Raw genomic sequence first — 18,097 nt, 5'->3', positions numbered from 1 at the left:
GTGGGTCGTGAGGTTTCGGGATGGAGAACTCGCTTCGGTGCGGGAACTTTCCCCGAAGGAAGCGACATTCCCATCCCGAGACGAAGGCGGGAGGTCACACGAGTTGAGGCTGGTGGCTGACATGGTGGGCTTGGCTCGGTTCAGGTCGGCTCGGCGTCAGCGGCGGTGGAAGATGCCCTCGCGCTTCTCGGCGAAGGCGGCGCGGCCCTCGTCGGCGTCGGCGGTGGCGAAGGTGATGGTCTGGAGGTCTCGCTCGTAGGCGACGGCCGCGTCCTGACCCATGTTGTAGGAGGCCCGCAGGTTGGCCTTCGCCGTCTCGGCGGCGATGGGCGGTCGGGATGCGATGATCGCGGCGAGTTCGCGAGCCCGGTCCAGCAGTCGATCGCCTGGCAGCACCTCCGAGACGATGCCCCAGGCGAGCGCCTGCTGCGCCGAGATGGGGTCGCCGGTGAGGAGCATGAGGGCGGCGTTGCTCGCGCCGGCGGAGTGGGCGAGGAACGAGGCCATCCCGCCGCCGCCGATCCAGCCGAGCTTGATCTCCGGGGCGGCGAACGACGCGGTCTCGGAGGCGAGGCGGATGTCGCAGGTCATCGCCGTCTCGAGCCCACCACCGAACGCGTAGCCGTTGATGGCGGCGATGATGGGCTTGCGGAGGGCGCGGAGGGCGTCGCAGTAGTCCTCGCGGTTGCGGAAGTCCCACGGGGTCGCGTACTTGTCGAGCGAGCGGATGTCGCTGCCCGCGCAGAACGACCGCTCACCCGCGCCGGTGAGGATGACGACGCGCACGTCGTCGCTCTCGTTGGCCCAGGTTGCGACGGTGACGAGTGCGTCGGACATCTCCTGCGTCACCGAGTTGAGCTTCGCGGGGCGATTGATGGTGACGGTGGCGGTGAAGCCGTCGAGTTCTACCAGGATCTCGTCGGTACCGAGCTGAGGGATGCTGTCGGTCATGAGCTGGCTCCTGAGGTCGTGGGGTGGGCTGCGTGGAAGCGCGAAACGGATGCATCGATGCGCGTCGATGCAGCAGTGGGCGGAGGCGAGGCGGCACGCGCAGCCGCAGCCGGAGATGCGGGCGAGGCGCCAGACGCCCCCGCCGACGCGGCGAAGGCCACCTCGAGGGCGTCGAGGCACGCGTCGCGAAGCTCTTCGACGTGGCTCGCGTCGCCGAGCAGCGCATCGCGCAACAGTTCAGACGCTTGGGTCTGGAACGCGATGTAGCCGTCGTACCGCGGGCGCACCCACGACTCCTCGATGGTCGCCGCCGTGTTCGCGTAGAAGTCGTGCGATGCCTTGTTGACGTTGCTGTCGTGCCACGCGGAGCGCAGTCCGGGCTGACCGTCGTGCTGCGGGATGAACGTGCGCTGCGTCTCGGGGTCGAGCAGCCAGGCGAGGTGGGCGACGAGCTCGGGGGTGACGCGGCAGCGCCTCGAGATGGCGATGCCCGTGCCGCCGATCGTGGAACCGAGGCGCGCCGATGCGGCCCAGCGCGGCGCATCCCGGAACTGCAGGGTGGGCGACGAGTAGTTCACGTACCCGTACACGAGGGGAACATAGGCGAGCGAGTCGCTGCTCGACATGCGCTCGAGGAGGGCGATGGGGTTCTCGCCCTGCGTCGCTGCCGGGGACCGGCGGGCGATGGTGCGGAGCAGCGCGAACGCCTCCTGAGCGGCAGGGCGGGAGGAGAAGAGCGCCCCTTCGGCAGGACTGTCGGAGATCGGCGCGCCGGCCCCTGCGAGCACGGACGCGAATGTGAGGAACGCGTGCGGGCCGGCGAGCGACAGCGCCACGGGGGCGTATTCGGAGAGGGCGACGACGTCGTCCCAGGTGCTCGGCTCGGCCGCGGCGATCAGGTCGACGCGCGCCGCCGCGACCTGCGTGGCCGCGTCGAGTGGCAGCGCCCATTGCGCGCCGTCCAGCGAGTAGGAGGTGAAGCTCGGGCCGATCGCGTCAGCCGCGATGCGATCGAGCAGGGCGGCGTCGAACACGTCGTCGAGCGGCCTGAACGAGCCGCTCGCGAGCGCCTCGCCGAGGTGCGGATGGTCGAGGACGATGAGGTCGTAGCGGTCGGCCAGGTCGGCGATCGGCGCCGACTCGAAGCCTTCGAGCGGATGCGCTTCCCAGTCGATCTCGATTCCCCCGCGGCCACCGGCGGCTGTCGAACCTGCCGCCTCGAGCGCAGTGCGCCCTCGCGGATGGTCCCAGGTGAGCCCGCGGTAGCGAAGCGGATGGCCCCGCGTTTCTGCGGCGACCGGCGGCGTCTCGCTCACGATCGTTCGGCGCTCGCGCCGACGTTCGCGGTTTGAGCGCTCGAACTGGTGTCGAGCCCGGGGGTGGAAGCCGCGGCCGGCTCCGGCGCCCCTTCTCCGGGGAGCACCGCATCCGACCCGCCGGGCAGGGCCGTGCCGTCGGCCGACACCGCGCCGCCGAGCTGCTCCCGCACGTTGTCGAGGGTGGCGTGCACGGCGATCGCGCCGCGCTCGGCGAGCTCCTCGATGCGGGCGGCCGCGTGCCCGAGCTCTCTGAGGATCTCTCGCGTGTGCTCGCCCGTGAGCGGGGCGCCTCGGTCGATTCGAGCGGGCGTCTTCGAGAACTTATAGGGGAAGCCGGGTGTCTTCACGAGCCCCTCGGTGGGGTGCTCGTATTCGACGAACGTGCCGTTGTGCGCGATCTGCGGGTCGGCGACGAGGTCGGCGTAGCCGTAGACGGGGCCGGCCCAGATCGAGGTCTTCGAGAACGCGTCGAGCCAGTGGGCGCTCGTGTTCGTCGCGAGCCGGGCAGCGGTCTTGGCGAAGACCTCGTCGCGCAGGCGCCACGAGTCGTCGAGCGTGTCGAGGCCGATGAAGCTGTCCTCGCCGATCGTGCGTCCGAGCTCCTCGAGGTCTGGCATGGCGAGCACGATGAAGCCGTCGGAGGTCGCGAACGAGCCGTACGGCGAGCGGATGTAGACGTGCGCGTGCGGCTCGGCGCTGCGCTGCTGCGGCACTCCCCCCGCGGTGAAGACGGACAGCTCCTGCATCTGCAGGGTCGTGATGGCGTCGAGCATGTTGACGGTCACGAGCTGCCCCTCCCCCGTGCGCTCACGGTGGAAGAGCGCCGCGAGCACGCCTTCGAAGGCGGTGGATGCGGTGACGGCGTCGACGAGGTACTGTCCGGCGGCCTGCGGGGGCTCGCCGTCGCGACCGGTGGAGAGCATGGCGCCGCTCATGGCCTGGAGGAGCAGGTCCTGGCCCGGCCGCATCCGGTATGGACCGTCCTCGCCGTAGCCGGAGACCGACACGTAGACGATGCTCGGGTTGATGGCGCGCAGCGTCTCGTAGTCGACGCCGAGGCGAGCGGCGACGCCTGGCCGGTAGTTCTGCAGGAACACGTCGCTGGTCGCGACGAGCTCGCGCAGGACCTGGCGGCCGTCGTCGGACTTGAGGTCGAGGGCGATGGAGCGCTTGTTGCGGTTGAGCGAGAGGAACGAGACGTTGATCTCGTTGCCGTTGGCGCCGCCCGCAGGGGCGTGGCGCTGCCACTCGCCGGCCGGCGGCTCGACCTTGATGACGTCGGCGCCGAGGTCGCCGAGGCGCTGTGCCGCGAAGGGGCCCGCCATGGCGATCGAGCAGTCGAGCACGCGGATGCCGGAGAGGATTCCGCCGCCGGCACCGGCCTCTGGCTGGTGCGTCTCGCTGGTGTCTTCTGCGCCGCTCATGGTGTTCCTCGTTTCGGTGGATGCGCTACTGGCAGCGCTAACATGTCAAGTGTAGAGCGCCCGGGGCCAACATCGTCGTCAGCCCCGGGCGTGGAGTCCTATTCCGGCTGATCGCCGATGGCACGAATCGCGGCCTCGACCGCGCTCGTCTCCGCGACCCCGTCGAGCACGCGGATGGTCGTCGAGTAGCTGCGCGACTCCCCGTGCTCGAGGAACAGCGCCGTGCCATCCTCACGCGAAGCCGCATCCCCCGACACGTGATGGGTGCTCGGCTCGAGGCCGATGCCGTACTGGCCACTGCGCAGGTTCTGCCACTCGAAGAAGTGCGGCATGCCCGCGGCCTCCCAGCTCAGCTCGATACCCCGCTCGCCACCCGCGGTGATGAGCGCGACGCGGTGCCTGCCGTCGTCGCCGACGACGAGCTCGTGCTCGGTGACCTGCTCGACGAAGCCGTCGATCGGGGCCGGCATGACGCGGTAGCTGGCGCCCTGCTCGGCCACGGAGTCCGACTGCCAGAGGTGCCTGGCGATCGGCGCCACGAACCTCGCCCCCTCATCCAGGAACGGCCAGCCGACGTTGATGTGGTACAGGAACATGTGCGGCGTCGGGTCGAATCCGAGGTTGTCGACGACATCGTCGAAGCGCACCTCGCGACCGTCGAAGTCGAGCTCGATCGTGCGCGTCAGGCGCAGATGCTCGCCGAACGCGGTGGCCTGGATCACCTCGCCGACCACCCGCAGTACGACGCGGCCGTCGCGTTCGACCTCACGGGCTTCGAGTAGCCGCGCCGGAATCGCGGTCAGCCGCCCGTGCAGCCCGTGCGTCACGGTCTGCTTCGGCGGGTAGTTGTAGCGCGTCGCATCCACCTCCCCGCCGAAGAGCGTGTGGTCGAGGCCGCCCGAGACGAGAAGGCCGTCGAGCGCGCGCAGCCACGAGAGCCCGCCCTCGTCGTTGTGCTCGTGCAGGCCCGGGTGGCGGAACCCATTGCCGCTGCGCCACCCGATGGGGGCTCCGCGGAAGCGCATCGAACCGAGATCGAACGCCCTGTCGACCAGCACTTCCAGCTCGAGGCCAGCGGAGGTGCGCAGGTCGATCGCCCGCACGCCACGCTCCACGCCGTTGTCGAGCACCACCTGGCGGATGCCCGCGACGGCCGAGAGGTCGCCCGTGCGCCTGCGGAGCTCGGCCACCGAAAGGTTCGAGCCGAAGACATCGACGCCTGATCCTGCTGTCTGCTCGCTCACATCATCACCCATCCGCCGTCGACGTTGATCGTCTGCCCGGTCACGAAGCTCGCATCCTTGCCGACGAGGAACGAGATCACGCTCGCCACCTCGTCGGGGTCACCGCGCCGCTTGAGCGACTGGTGGTCGAGCACGAACTGCGTGTACTCCTCGGGGTTCTCGTGGATCTCCTCGGCCTTCGTCGGGAACGCGCCGGGCGAGAGCAGGTTCACGCGGATGCCGAACTCGCCGAGCTCGCGCGCCAGGGCGCGAGTCATGGCGACGGCGGCACCCTTCGTCGTCACGTAGCTCGCGAGCTTGTCCCAGCCGCCGCTCCAGGTGATGGAGCCGATGTTGACGATCGCGCCTGTGCCACGCTCGCGCATCAGCTCGGCCGCAGCCTGCGCTGCAACGAAGTAACCGCGCTGGTTGACCGCGACGACGTCGTCGAACTCCTCGACGGTGATGTCGAAGAACGGCGTCGGCGGGTAGATCGCGGCGTTGTTGATGAGCGCATGCACCGGCCCGAGCTCGGCCTCGGCCTCGCGCACCGCGGCCTTGATCGCCGCCGCGTCGCGCAGGTCGACCTCGAGCACATACGTGGGCACGCCGGCCGCACGCAGCTCCTCGGCCGTCTCCGCGAGGGTCGCGCCGCCTCGCCCGAGCACCGCGACCGCGAAGCCGTCGCGTCCGAGCCGCAGCGCGGTCGCCCGCCCGAGCGATCCCCCGGCGCCGGTCACGATCGCGACCGGTTTCTCACCTGTTTCCGTCATGGTTCCTCCGGCCGAAGCCTGTTGTGGTCTGGGGTCTTCAGGGTCTTCTGACAGTCAAGGTGACGTGCGCACGTTCGTCACCCCTTGGCGGCGCGTCTGCCCGCCCACGTCACCTTGACTGTCAGAGACGACTAGATCGAGTACTTGCGCAGGATGTCGTCGATGAACTTCTTCGCACGCGGGATGTCCGACTCGTCGAGGTGCTCGATGATGAGCGGCGCGTTCGGGTTGCGCTCGGCGAGGCGCTGCAGGTAGAGCTCGTAGTCGAGCGAGCCGAGGCCAGCGGCCGGCAGCTCGATCTCGCCGACGCCGCGGAACGTGTGCGATGCGAGCGCGTCGTCGTCACCGATGTCGGCGTGCTTCTCGCTCTTGTCGTCGCCGGCCCGCTTGACGTCCTTGGCGTGGGCGACGCGCACCTTGTCGGCGAGCGTGTCGAAGACCTCGTTGAGCACGCCGGCCTGGTCGTCGATGTTGGACGCGTCGAAGTAGTTCGTCGGGTCCATGAGCAGCTCGATGCCGGGCGAGCGGATGTCGTTGAAGACGCGAACGGTCTCGCGCACGGAGCCGATGACGTTGTTGACGTACGTCTCGAGCAGGAAGATCGAGCCGTGGTCGTAGGCCTCCTGCGCGAGCTCGGCGAGCACGTCGCGCACCTGCTCGTAGGCGTCCTCGGTCTTGTTGTGCGGGTCGCTGTCCCATTCGCTGTCGGGGTTGAACGTGCCCGACTCGGAGATGACGTATGGGGTGCCGAAGGAGCGTGCGTTGCGGATGATCTCCTTCAGGTAGTCGACGTTGGCGCGGCGGTGCTCGGGATCGGGGTGCACGATGTTCGTGTAGCCGGAGATCGCCGAGATGGGCAGGTTGTTGTCGCGGAAGGTGTCGGCGACGAGCTTCGCCTTCTCCTTCGTGATCTGCCCTGCGGTGAGGTCGAGGTCCTTGAAGTGCAGGTCGAGCTGGACGGTGTTGAAGCCGAGCTCGCGCGCCTTCTGGGCGGTGGTCTTGAGGTCGTAGGGGAAGTATCCGCTGAAGATGCCGACTTGGATCATGAGCTTCTTTGCTCCTTCTGTAGGGGCCGTTGGCCGATTGAGGTGTTGGTGAAGTGGATGCGGGGTGGTGCGGTCAGAGCTGGAACTCGTCGAGGCGCACTGGGCGGCGCTCGGCGATGGAGCGGTAGCCGGCCTCGATGAGCGCGACGGTCTTGACGTTGTCGGCGACGGTGAGGGCTGGCTCACTGCCGGTCTCGACCGCGAACTGGAGCTGCTCCATGACGCCGATGAAGGCGTGCGGGAACCAGTGGGTGTCCCAGGTGGGCGTCACCCACTTGCCGTCGGTCGATGGGCCGCCGTCATCGCGAGCCGCCGATGCGTAGGTGATGGTCGAGGGCGTGCCGCTCGGCCAGCCGATCGTGCCCTTCGCGACGCCGCGTGTGCCCTCCACCCGCCAGGTGATGGAGAAGTCGTCGTCGAAGCCCTCTTCGCGCGGGCCACCCCAGACGTCTTCGGTCGAGAGGGCGAGGAGCCCGCCGGGGAAGCGGAGTGTGGAGACGACGATTCCGTCGGTGTGGGGGAACTGGGTGCGCGGGTCGGTGCGGGTGACGGTCATGATCTCGTCGGGGTCTCCGAAGAGGAAGCGGAGGACATCGAGGTGGTGGACGCTCATGTTGGCGAGGGTGAGACGGTCGTAGCCCTCGAGGAAGCCCTGCCAGTGGGGCACGGCTTTCATGTCGATCTCGACGAAGACGGGGTCTCCGAGCTCTCCGCCGTCGAGCAGCTGCTTGAGCACGCGGATGGACTGGTCGTAGCGCATGTTCTGGTTGACGGAGAGGATCTTGCCGGCCGCTGCAGCCTCGTCGCGCAGGGCGATGGCCTCATCGAGGGTGAGCGCGAGGGGCTTCTGGGCGAGCACGGCTTTGACGTGCGGCTGCGCGAGCGCCTTGCGGATGAGGGCGGGCTGCAGGTCGGGTGGATACGCGATGTCGACGATCTCGACGTCCGGGTCCTCGATGAGCAGCTCTGGGGTGTCGTGCACGGTTGGGATGCCCCACTGCTCGGCGACGCGCTGGGCGTTGGCCTTCGTGCGGGATGCGATGGCGACGACCGGGAAGCCTGCCTGCTTGTACGCGGCGAGGTGCTGGTCTGCCATGATGGCGCCGGCTCCGATTGCGCCGATCTTCGCGGAGCGGGCCCGCACTGGGCTGTCGGGGAGGAGGGCATTGCTGCCAGCCCGAGCCTCGTCGGCCTGCGTCTCAAGGGAACTCGTGGACACTGCTACTCCTTCGCGCCGTTGCGTGAGCGTGTGCTTCGAACCGGGGAGGCCCGAACCATGTGAGCGCTACTGGTAGCGCTGCCATTGCACCTAATGTAGCGATGCGGCGACCGGGCCGCAAGTCCCTGTCGGAGGGTTCTTCACGGGCAGAGTTGTGGTTCTGTGCGCTTCTCTGCTGCCGCAAGCGCATTTCGCCACAACTGTCGACGATGCGAGCCGCGAGGTCAGGCGAACGTGGCGTCGTGGCAAAACCGGGAGCTCAGCAGCCGTGACCCGAGTGACCGCGAGCCGCGTGGTGCGCGTGCGGTGCCGGGTCGCTGGCGTGCGCCGCGGCCAGGAACTCGGGCAGGTCGACCCGTGAGCCACCCACCCACGTCCCGAGCACCCGCACTCGTTCAGCGAGGTAGCGCGGCGTCACCTCGGACGGGTCGGCGCTCAGCTCCACGAAGTCGGCGAGCTTGCCGACCGCGATCGAGCCGACCAGATGCTCCCGATGCAGGGTGCGCGCCGCATCGATCGTGTGCGCCCTGAGCGCCGCATCCACTGAGATGGCCTGCTGTGGCGCGTGGATGCGCCCGCTGCTGGTGCGCCGAGTCACGGCCGTCTGCACGTTCAGGATGGGCGACGGCGGTGACACCGAGCCGTCGTTGTGCAGCGAGACGACGACCCCGGCGTCCACCGCATCGGCGAAGGCCTGCCAGCGCGCACCCTGCTCGGGAGCGAACATCTGCCCGTCGAGCAGGTCACCCCAGTAGTAGTACTGGAACGGTGCGAGCGACACGTGCACGCCGAGGCGCGCGGCCCGCTCGAACTGGTCGCGGCGCCCGGCCCCGGCGTGCTCGATGCGCCAGCGGTGGTCCGTGCCGAGCAATCCGTGCTGGGCGAGGGCGCGCTCGTAGGCGTCGAGCGCGAAGTCGATGGCGAGGTCACCGTTCGCGTGGAACGACATCTGCCAGCCCAGCGGCGCGCACGCATCGAGCGTCGCGTCCACCTGCGCTCGCGAGTAGTTCATGGCGGATGCGCCTCCCGCCGTCGAGGGGTCGATACCGGCCCGCTTCGTCGCGTCGCTCGCGAGGTAGGGGAAGGAGGTGGCGATGTTGCCGATCCACGGGGATCCGTCAGTCCAGAGCTTCACGCCCTGCTTCACGAGGCGCTCCTCACCAGCGTCGAAGTTCGCCGCGGCGCCCGGGGCGGCAGCCGTCGACACCTCCCACAGGCTCACGCGCAACGGCGAGGATGGCATGGCCGCGAGCGCCTCGTAGGCGGGGGCGAGGTCGGTGGAGAACGTCATGTCGGAGGTCGACGTGATGCCGACCCGCGCCATGAGGGCGTAGTACTCGGCGGCGCTGCCAAGCGGGTTGCCGCCGAGCTGCTGCATCACGGGGCCGAGCACGGCGGCGTTCGCGGGAATCTCGAACGAGATGCCGGCGAGGGCGCCATCAGCGTCGCGCGCGAAGGAGCCGCCGATGGGGTCGGCCGGGGGGTTCGAGTCCCACCCGCGGCTGCGGATGAGCGCCGACGTGAAGGAGCAGGCGTGCCCGGAGTTGTCTACGACCACCGCGACCCGGTCGCCGAAGATGTCGTCGAGGTCGGCGGCCGTCGGGGCGGGGCGGCCGTGGAGGAGCGCATCGAAGCCGTTGAAGAGGAGGGGGACGTCGGCGTCGTGCTCGGCCATCGCCTGCGAGAAGATGCTCAGCACCTCGCTCCAGGTCGGCGCCTTCCACGGCGCGATCGACAAGGCGGGCAGCTGCGTCGCGAGGCCGCTCAGGAACGGGTGGCTGTGCGGGTCGATGAAGCCCGGCATGAGGACGGGCGCGCCGCTGTCGATGACGGGAGCGCCCGGCACCACCTCAAGGCACTCGGCGAGCGTGCCGACCGCCACGATCTTGCCCGCAGACACCGCGACGGCTGACGCGCGCGGCAGCTGCGCATCCATCGTCACGACTGTGCCGGCAGTGAGGATGAACGCGTCCGGCACCGCGGGCACGTCGGGGGTGGCGGCGCGCGCGGGGGTGGCGGCTGGCTCTGACATGCGACTCCTTCGGGGCGCCGCATGGAAGCGGCCGGGCGACGCGGGTGGAGCAGGGCGTCTCCAGTATGGACGCCCAGGGCGGTCTTGTGGTCGTCAAAATCGCTTGAGAACGACCACAACTCCGCTGCGGTCCGTGGGGCGAGGGGGCGCGCGGAGGCGAGCGCGAGGCGCGAGGTGCGAGCGGCGTCAGGTCGAGCGGAGGCGGACCATCTCGGCGTAGCCCTCGCGATAGCCGGGGTAGTCGAGTGTGCCGAGCAGCTGCAGCATCCGCTCGCCGCTCAGCAGCGTGCCGCTGGCCTCTTCCCGGTGGATGCGCGGGGGCGGGGCCACGCCGAGCTCGCCGGCCACGAACGTGGCGACCTCACCCAGCGGCGCGGGGCGCGCATCCGTCGCGTGAAGGAGTGAGGGCGCGTCGGCACGTTCCAGCATCGCCTCGATCGCCCGCACCAGGTCGCTCTCGTGCACTCGATTGGTGCGACGCGCGTACTGGATGGGGTCGCCCTCGAGGACGCGCCTGAGGAGGCTGTCCCGGCCGGGACCGTAGATCCCGGACGGCCTGATGACGGATGCGCCCAGCAGCTCGACCGCGCGACGCTCGCCGTCGACGAGCGCGCGCGCCCGGTCGGACATCGGTGACGGCGCGTCGGCCTCGGTGATCTCGGCGCCGTCGGCCCGCCCCTCGAAGACGCGAGTCGACGACACGAACACGACGCGGTCGGGGACGCGCGGCAGGCGCGCGGCAAGCGCCTCGAGGGATCGCCGGTAGGCGTCCGGGGCGACCACCCTGTCGACGGAGGGGGGAGGCAGCGTGATGACCAGCGCGTCCGCGTCCGGGAGGGAGGGCGGGAAGGAAGTCGGGTCCGCGAGGTCCCCGCGGATGAGCCTTATCCCACCGCCTGCGGCCTCCGCGCTGCGTCGCACTCCGACGACCGCAGCACCGCGGGCCAGGTACCGCTCCCCCAGCCTCGAGCCGAGCTTGCCGAAGCCAGCGATGAGGACACGACCCGGAGGTGAGGACTGCGCATGCGGGAGACTCATCTCGAAATCGTAGATCGGCGCGCTCGCGGGGTCTCCCAGGGCGCGAGATCACCGGCAGTGAGGGCTTCTTCCTCGATCGCAGACGCGGTACGTTGGGCACGCCCATACAGATGCGTCACCACGGAGCCCAGATGCCGAACACCACAGCCGCCGGTTCGCCGTCTCGTCGCGCCCTGCTGACGACGGCCGTCTGGAGCGCCCCGGTCGTCGCCGCGGGGGTCGCCGCACCCTTCGTCGCGGCATCCCCTCGATGCTTCCGGACGCTGACGACGACCGGCACCGCCTATGCCAGGCAGAGCCCATCCCAGGGCGCCTTCACCTGGTCGAACGTCTACGCGACCGGCGACCAGCTGCGCCTGCGGGTCACCTCGAGCGTCGCAGCGGGAACCGGAGTGGGCACGCTCGGCACCGACAACCTGCAGTGGACGACGCTCGGCGGCGGACAGCCGTACGGTGGCGTCCCGGGCGCCCAGTCGGCGCTGCGCATGTCCATCGAGGGCACGGGCGTGACCTCGAGCGTCACCTACGCGTTCGCGCTCGAGTACCGCGCCACGTCCGGCGGCGCCTTCGCCGCGATCCCCGCCGCCGACCTCGGGTTCTCGATCGCCGACCTCGAGGGTGCGACCATCGCCGGCGGCGGCAGCGCGGAACGCGCGTGGGTCTCCCCGACGCCGACAAGCGGCGTTCGCCGGGATCCCAGCTACCTCGAGGGCAACGGCACCGCCGCATCCCCGTGGTCCCGCATCTCGACCGCACTGCCCGTCCTCATCGACAACAACCTGCCGCAGGGCACCGTCGACGTCAGCTACACGGGCCCCATCACCGGATGGAACGTGACCGCTCTCATCAACGCGAGCGCGTCGAACCCGCAGCAGGCCGCCCAGTCGAACGTGTGGATCACTCCCCTGACCTTCACCGTGCGGGAACCCGGCTGCGGCTGAGCTGCGCCACCCCGAGCGGGCGCCACGTCACATGACGCACCGCTTGAGCGCCTGAGCGCCTGAGCGCCTTCGGGCGTATCCTCGGGACGTGACTTCGGAGATCCTGACCCCGTACGAAGACCTGCTGCGCGACGTGCTCGAGAACGGCGCCCGCAAGTCCGACCGCACCGGCACGGGAACGCGCAGCGTGTTCGGCCGCCAGCTGCGGTACGACCTGTCAGAGAGCTTCCCCCTCATCACCACGAAGCGCGTGCACTTCAAATCCATCGCGTACGAGCTGCTGTGGTTCCTGCGCGGCGACTCGAACGTGCGCTGGCTGCAGGAGCGCGGCGTGAAGATCTGGGACGAGTGGGCCGACGAGAACGGCGACCTCGGCCCCGTCTACGGCGTGCAGTGGCGCTCCTGGCCGACACCCGAAGGCGGACACATCGACCAGATCGAACAGGTCGTCGCCCAGATCCGCGCGAACCCCGACTCGCGCCGCCACATCGTCACCGCGTGGAACCCCGCCGAGATCTCGACCATGGCGCTGCCCCCGTGCCACGCCCTCTTCCAGTTCTACGTGGCCGACGGCAAGCTCTCCTGCCAGCTGTACCAGCGCAGCGCCGACCTCTTCCTCGGCGTCCCGTTCAACATCGCGTCCTACGCCATGCTGACCCTCATGGTCGCGCAGCAGACGGGCCTCGAGCCGGGCGAGTTCGTGTGGACGGGCGGCGACGTGCACATCTACGACAACCACGAGGAACAGGTTCGGGAGCAGCTCACACGCGACCCGTACCCGTACCCGCAGCTGCGCATCCACCGCACGCCCGACACGATCTTCGACTACGAGTTCGAGGACTTCGAGGTCGCGAACTACGAGCACCACCCCACGATCCGCGCGGCGATCGCCGTATGAGCGACGCAGCGGGAGCGACCTGGGCGGCGGATGCGGTGCGTGCGGCGGCAGAAAGCGCGGGCGACGCCGGCGACGGCACCGACACCGGCGACGGCACCGGCCTGACGGTCGGCCTCGTGTGGGCGCAGGCGCACGGTGGCGTGATCGGCGCGGAGGGCGGCATTCCGTGGCACGTGCCGGAGGACCTCGCGCACTTCAAGGCCGTCACCCTCGAGCACCCCGTCATCATGGGCCGCAAGACGTGGGACTCGCTGCCCGAGCGCTTCCGACCCCTCCCCGGGCGACGCAACATCGTCGTGACCCGACAGCCCGACTGGTTCGCCGAGGGCGCCGAACGCGCAGGGTCGCTCGAGGAAGCGCTCAGCCTGGCGAGCGCCGGAACCGCCGCCGAGGCCTGGGTGATGGGCGGTGGCGAGCTCTACCGGGCGGCGATCGCCACCGCCGACCGCCTCGAGGTCACCGAGATCGACCTCGCCGTCGACGGTGACGCCCACGCCCCCGACTGGTCGGGAGACGACTGGGTCGTTGATGTGCGCGAGCCGTTCGACGGCTGGCTCGAGTCGCGCACGGGCATCCGCTACCGCTTCCTGAGCCTCTCGCGCTGAGCCGCGCGGGTCCCAGACACCGCGGCTCCCCGGGTCCCCGACTCCGCGGCCCCATTCGGCACCGCTCTGGGCCCGCCTGCGCGGATTCGCCGCAGGACCGGCTGGATGATCGGCTGCCCAAGCAGGATGCCGAGCAGCACCAGTGCCATGCCCGCGCCCTGCTGCCAGCTGAGCACCTCGCCGGCGACAAGCGTTCCGAGCAGGACACCCGTGACGGGATTGAGGAGCCCGATCAGGCCGGTCGTCCCCGCCGTGAGGTTCTTGAGTCCCCCGAACCAGGCGAGGTAGGCGAGCGCCGTCGAGATGAGGCCGACGTAGGCGAGCGCGGCGAGCGCGGGCCCGTCGTAGTTCGGCATCGGCCCCTCGACGAGCAGCGCGACGGGGAGCAGCACGACCCCGCCGCCCACGAGCTGCCAGGCCGTGAGCGGCAGCAGCTCGACGCCGCTCCCCCACCGCTTCACCAGGACGAAGCCGAAGGACGCCAGCGCCATGGCTGCGACGGATGCGGCGACTCCCATCCAGTCGACGGCACCCGTTCCCGTCGCGAGCATGAGCACGACCCCGGCGAGGCCGGTGGCCGCTCCCACGACGGGCAGGACGCGCAGCCGCTCGCCGAGCATGGAGACGGCGAAGACCATCATGACGATGGGCGACGCGGCCATGATCATCGACGCGATGCTTGACGGGAGCAGCTGCGACGCGACGTAGACGAGGGCGAAGAAGGCGCTCATGTTGATGGTGCCGAGCACGAGGGCGCGCCACCACCACGCGCCCTTCGGCAGCTTCCGGGCGAAGAGGAGGAGGACAAGCCCGGCCGGCAGCGCGCGAAGCACGGCGCCCCAGAGCGGCGCGTCCGCCGGGAGGAATGACCCCATGACGTAGTAGTTGCTGCCCCAGGCGATCGGTGCGATCGCCGTGATGAGCATCCAACGCCATGTAGTTTCCATGGAAGCCATCCTAGCTTCCACGGAAGCTATGATGGCACCATGATCGCCCCCGACGACCGCGTCAGCCAGATCCTCGCCGAGTGGGCGCGCGAACGTCCGGACCTCGACGCATCCCCGATGGGTGTGATCGGGCGCATCCACCGCATCGGCCTGCACCTCACCGACGAGCTCACCCGCGTCTACCGCGAATTCGGCCTCGGCGAGGGCGACTTCGACGTGCTCGCCACCCTGCGCCGGGCCGGCGCACCGTTCGAGCGCACGCCAAGCGAGCTCGCCGCGTCGACCATGGTCACGACCGGGGCCATGACCAAGAGGGTCGACCGGCTCGAGGGCGCTGGCCTCGTCTCCAGACGGGCCAGCGAAGCGGATGGGCGAGGCCGGGTCGTGCAGCTCACGCCGCGCGGGCTCGACCTCATCGACAAGGCCTACACGCGACACCTCGAGAACGAGGAGCGGCTCCTCTCCGGCGTGAGCGCCGACGACCGGGCCGCGCTCGCCCGCATCCTCGGCCGCTGGCTCGCCGACGTCGAGGGCACCGTCGAGGGCACCGGCAGGCGCGCTTCCCTAGACTGACGTCATGACTGCTCCCCAGGCGTCGGGCCGCGGCTCCGAGCTCCCGGACGAGGCGACCGGCATCGCCGAGCGCCTGTCGCGCATGGTGCGGGTGAAGACCGTCTCGGCGGACATGACGGAGCGCGACGCTGCCCCGCTCCAGGACTTCCTCTCCCTGATCGAGGAGCTGTACCCGCTGGCCCACCAGCGACTTGAACGGGAACCCGTCACCGACCGGGGCGTGCTGTACCGCTGGCCGATGGCCGAGACCGGCGGTCGACCCGGGCCCGGCAGCTCGAGTGAACCCGTGGTGCTCATGGCGCACTTCGACGTCGTCCCGGCGTTCGAATCGGAGGGATGGACGCATCCGCCCTTCGAGGGCACCGTCGCCGACGGCTCTGTGTGGGGCCGCGGCACGCTCGACGACAAGGGGCCGCTGTGCGTGATCCTGGAAGCCGTCGAAGCGCTGCTCGGCGAGGGGTTCGCGCCGGCGCGCGACGTGTACCTGTGGTTCGGTGGCGACGAGGAGACGGGCTCGGAAGCGGCGACGGCGGCAGCGACCCTGTTCCGCGAGCGCGGCCTCACGCCGTGGCTGGTGCTCGACGAAGGCGGTGCCGTCGTGGATGCTCCCCTGCCGTTCATCGATGTGCCAGCGGCCATGATCGGGGTCGGCGAGAAGGGGTCGGTGAACATCATCCTCGAGGCGAGCGGCGACGCGGGGCACGCATCGGCGCCGTCCGGACTGACGCCCACGGCCCGCATCGCGAAGGCCGTGACGAGGGTGGAACGCAGTCCGTTCCCCGCGCGGCTGACTCCGGCGGCCCGCGAGATGTTCGCGACGTTCATCCCGCATGCCCAGGGCCGCGGCAGGGTCATCCTCGAGTCGTTCACGCGGGCCCCGTTGCTCGCCGCGCAGACGCTGGCCCGCCTCGGCGGTGATGCGGCCGCACTCGTGCGGACGACCCTCGCGACGACACGCCTCAGCGGTGGCACCGCCGACAACGTGCTCCCCGCGAGCGCGAGCGCGACCCTCAACTGCCGCATCGCGCCGGGCGAGAGTGTCGCCTCCACGCTTCGGCACGTGCGGCGGGCGGTCCGCGACCGGCAGGTGCGCATCCGCTGCACTGATCCGAACGAGCCGACGGCGCTCGCCCCGACCGACAATGCGCAGTTCGCTCGGCTGCGCGATGCCGCACGCCGCGCCTACCCGCAGGCCGTCGCCGCGCCCTACATCACGCTCGCCGCCACCGACGCGAAGCACTTCCAGCGCTTCGCGCCCGCGACCTACCGCTTCGCGCCGCTCGCCATGGATGCCAGGCAGCGCGCGTCGATCCACGGCGTCGACGAGCGCGTCTCGATCGCCAGCCTCCGCGCTGGCAAGCTCTTCCACGAGTCCCTGCTGCGCTCGCTCTGATTCCCGTGCTCGTCGGCCGCGCCTGAGCGCCTCCGCCTCCGCAGTTCCCCGAAGTGGGGCCAGATTGCACAGACCGGTTGGTAGGTGGCGAGCGACGGCGGCAGTACAGTGATTCCACCCGGAACGACGGACGACACCGCAGCCGTCCGGCACGACGCACCACCCCGGGCCCCACCCCCGCCAGCGCAGGGGTCGGAGCTCAGTCGCCCGATGCTCCGCCCAGCTCCCCTCGAGGAAGGCACCAACGTGCACCGTCTCCGCCCCGCCGGCTTCGCCTCGATCGCCGGCATCGTCGGCTTCCTCGCGTTCGTCGAGTTCACGAGCGGGATCCTGCAGGGCTACTACACCCCGCTGCTCACCGACATCGCGCGGCACCTGGGCATCCACGACGCCGACGTCAACTGGCTGGAGGGGGCGCAGCTCATGCTGTCGGCACTGGTCGTGCCGGTACTCGCGAAGCTGGGCGACATGCTCGGGCAGCGCAAGGTGCTGCTCGTCTCGACGGCCGTCACTGCGCTGGCGTCGTTCGGCCTCGTGTTCGCGCAGGAGTTCTGGATGTTCCTCGTCGCCTGGGCGCTGCAGGGCTTCTACGTCATCTGGCTGCCGATCGAGATCGCGCTCATCTGGTCGCGCACGCGCGAGCGCCCGAACTCCGCGCGCCTCACCCGCACCTCGGCCGGTGTGCTCGTCGCGGCGCTGCAACTCGGGGCCGTCGCCGGCGCGCTCAGCGCTGGCGCGCTCGCCGAAACCCTCCCCGTGCCGGTGCTCCTGCTGATCCCGGCCGTCGCGGTTGCTCTCTGCTTCTTCGTGATCCTGTTCGGCGTGAAGGAAGCCCCGAACCCGGTCGGCGGCAGGCTCGACTACCCGGGCCTCCTGCTCCTGAGCTTCGCGCTGATCTCCTTCACCGGCGGGCTCAGCCTGCTGCGCGTCAACGGTCCGGCGGACCTGTTCTCGTGGAGCATCGTGCTGCTCGGCCTCGCCCTGCTTGCCGTCTTCGCGCGCGTCGAGCTCGGCCGACCGGATCCCCTCATCGACGTGCGCCTCTTCCAGTCGCCGGCGCTCTGGCCCGTGTTCCTGACGGCCGGCCTCTTCGGGGTCAGCGTGCTCGGCGCGCAAGCGCCGCTCTCGACGTTCGCACGCACCGACCCGAGCGTCTACGGGTACGGGCTGGGCGCATCCGCTGGCCAGACGTCGATCCTCATCGGCTCGTACGTGCTCTCCATGGTCGCCGGCGCGCTGCTCTACGCGCAGGTCACGAAACTGCTCGCACCGCGCATCGCGCTGATCGGCGCGAGCGGTCTCGTCGCAACCGGGTACCTGCTGTTCCTGCCCTTCCACGACGGGTATGTGCAGGCGGTCACCAACATGGTCATCGCGGGCATCGGGTCCGGCGCGCTCGTCGCGGCGCTTCCTTCTGCCGCGGCGGCCGCAGCCCCCGCAACCCAGACGGGCGTCGCGACCGGGCTGACCAACTCGGTGAAGACGCTGGGCGGGGCCATGGCGTCGTGCGTGTTCGGCATCGCCCTGCTCGGCACGCTGGCGAATGCCCCCGCCGTAGGCGACGGCACGGCAGGCTCCCTCACGGGCTACTTCACGGTGTGGACCGTGTGCGGGCTGACGGCCGTGGCCGCCGCAGCTGCGCTCTGCTTCGTGCCGAGGACGGCCTTCCAGGATGCGCCCGAGCGGGCCGGCCAGCCGCCGGTCGCCGTGTAGCG

Annotated in this window: 16 protein-coding genes; 6 read left to right on the top strand and 10 right to left on the bottom strand. The window is 70.2% G+C overall.

The genetic code is table 11. The features are described 5' to 3' along the window. Nucleotides 1-156 precede the first annotated feature (156 nt). From C5B97_RS02095 to C5B97_RS02055, 9 genes are all read right to left on the bottom strand, one after another. On the bottom strand, nucleotides 157-951 hold the full coding sequence (locus C5B97_RS02095) for an enoyl-CoA hydratase/isomerase family protein (RefSeq protein WP_104310470.1): 795 nt from the start codon (nucleotides 949-951) through the stop codon (nucleotides 157-159). Continuing rightward, nucleotides 948-2,267 (bottom strand): ABC transporter substrate-binding protein, encoded by a 1,320-nt coding sequence (locus C5B97_RS02090; RefSeq protein ID WP_146080692.1) that lies wholly within the window; start codon nucleotides 2,265-2,267, stop codon nucleotides 948-950. Before C5B97_RS02090 ends, C5B97_RS02095 begins: the two co-directional genes overlap by 4 nt. Further along, nucleotides 2,264-3,694, bottom strand: coding sequence for a CaiB/BaiF CoA-transferase family protein (locus C5B97_RS02085; RefSeq protein WP_104310469.1), 1,431 nt, complete (start codon nucleotides 3,692-3,694; stop codon nucleotides 2,264-2,266). Before C5B97_RS02085 ends, C5B97_RS02090 begins: the two co-directional genes overlap by 4 nt. Nucleotides 3,695-3,792: 98 nt before the next feature. Then, nucleotides 3,793-4,938: an aldose 1-epimerase family protein gene (locus C5B97_RS02080; RefSeq protein ID WP_219819741.1), complete on the bottom strand. Its 1,146-nt coding sequence runs from the start codon at nucleotides 4,936-4,938 to the stop codon at nucleotides 3,793-3,795. Then, the gene (locus C5B97_RS02075; RefSeq protein ID WP_104310467.1) at nucleotides 4,935-5,690 is read right to left on the bottom strand and encodes an SDR family NAD(P)-dependent oxidoreductase; all 756 of its coding nucleotides are present in this window, start codon (nucleotides 5,688-5,690) and stop codon (nucleotides 4,935-4,937) included. The genes C5B97_RS02080 and C5B97_RS02075 overlap by 4 nt, the downstream gene beginning before the upstream one ends. A gap of 131 nt (nucleotides 5,691-5,821) precedes the next feature. Beyond that, complete coding sequence (locus C5B97_RS02070; RefSeq protein ID WP_104310466.1) at nucleotides 5,822-6,736, bottom strand: sugar phosphate isomerase/epimerase; 915 nt, start codon at nucleotides 6,734-6,736, stop codon at nucleotides 5,822-5,824. 73 nt (nucleotides 6,737-6,809) lie between these two features. After that, nucleotides 6,810-7,955: a Gfo/Idh/MocA family protein gene (locus C5B97_RS02065; RefSeq protein WP_218854887.1), complete on the bottom strand. Its 1,146-nt coding sequence runs from the start codon at nucleotides 7,953-7,955 to the stop codon at nucleotides 6,810-6,812. A gap of 259 nt (nucleotides 7,956-8,214) precedes the next feature. Beyond that, a complete protein-coding gene (locus C5B97_RS02060; RefSeq protein WP_104310465.1) occupies nucleotides 8,215-9,987 on the bottom strand; it encodes an amidohydrolase in 1,773 nt (590 codons plus the stop codon). Nucleotides 9,988-10,173: 186 nt separating this feature from the next. Further along, nucleotides 10,174-11,025: a sugar nucleotide-binding protein gene (locus tag C5B97_RS02055; protein ID WP_104310464.1), complete on the bottom strand. Its 852-nt coding sequence runs from the start codon at nucleotides 11,023-11,025 to the stop codon at nucleotides 10,174-10,176. A gap of 131 nt (nucleotides 11,026-11,156) precedes the next feature. Between C5B97_RS02055 and C5B97_RS02050 the strand changes: the two genes are divergently transcribed. The 3 genes from C5B97_RS02050 to C5B97_RS02040 all read left to right on the top strand — a co-directional run bounded on the left by C5B97_RS02050 (nucleotide 11,157) and on the right by C5B97_RS02040 (nucleotide 13,469). Beyond that, a complete protein-coding gene (locus tag C5B97_RS02050; RefSeq protein WP_104310463.1) occupies nucleotides 11,157-11,966 on the top strand; it encodes a hypothetical protein in 810 nt (269 codons plus the stop codon). A gap of 88 nt (nucleotides 11,967-12,054) precedes the next feature. Then, entirely contained in the window at nucleotides 12,055-12,864 is an 810-nt protein-coding gene (locus tag C5B97_RS02045) for a thymidylate synthase (RefSeq protein ID WP_104310462.1), read from the top strand. 101 nt (nucleotides 12,865-12,965) lie between these two features. Further along, complete coding sequence (locus C5B97_RS02040) at nucleotides 12,966-13,469, top strand: dihydrofolate reductase (protein ID WP_104310607.1); 504 nt, start codon at nucleotides 12,966-12,968, stop codon at nucleotides 13,467-13,469. On the opposite strand, the gene C5B97_RS02035 is transcribed toward C5B97_RS02040, so the two are convergent. After that, nucleotides 13,442-14,416 (bottom strand): DMT family transporter, encoded by a 975-nt coding sequence (locus tag C5B97_RS02035; protein ID WP_104310461.1) that lies wholly within the window; start codon nucleotides 14,414-14,416, stop codon nucleotides 13,442-13,444. The genes C5B97_RS02040 and C5B97_RS02035 overlap by 28 nt on opposite strands. A gap of 39 nt (nucleotides 14,417-14,455) precedes the next feature. Between C5B97_RS02035 and C5B97_RS02030 the strand changes: the two genes are divergently transcribed. The 3 genes from C5B97_RS02030 (at nucleotide 14,456) to C5B97_RS02020 (ending at nucleotide 18,095) form a co-directional block, all read left to right on the top strand. Then, nucleotides 14,456-14,989, top strand: coding sequence for a MarR family winged helix-turn-helix transcriptional regulator (locus tag C5B97_RS02030; RefSeq protein WP_104310460.1), 534 nt, complete (start codon nucleotides 14,456-14,458; stop codon nucleotides 14,987-14,989). A gap of 4 nt (nucleotides 14,990-14,993) precedes the next feature. Next, nucleotides 14,994-16,382: a M20/M25/M40 family metallo-hydrolase gene (locus tag C5B97_RS02025; RefSeq protein ID WP_104310459.1), complete on the top strand. Its 1,389-nt coding sequence runs from the start codon at nucleotides 14,994-14,996 to the stop codon at nucleotides 16,380-16,382. Nucleotides 16,383-16,592: 210 nt separating this feature from the next. Continuing rightward, the gene (locus C5B97_RS02020; protein ID WP_104310458.1) at nucleotides 16,593-18,095 is read left to right on the top strand and encodes an MFS transporter; all 1,503 of its coding nucleotides are present in this window, start codon (nucleotides 16,593-16,595) and stop codon (nucleotides 18,093-18,095) included. The last annotated feature ends 2 nt before the right edge of the window (nucleotides 18,096-18,097 follow it).

Origin of the sequence: Pseudoclavibacter sp. RFBB5, from assembly GCF_002931555.1 — a bacterium.
In the GTDB taxonomy this organism is placed as follows: domain Bacteria; phylum Actinomycetota; class Actinomycetes; order Actinomycetales; family Microbacteriaceae; genus Pseudoclavibacter.
The sequence above is the reverse complement of the archived record's forward strand: the minus strand, read 5'-3'. Positions and strand labels throughout refer to the sequence as shown.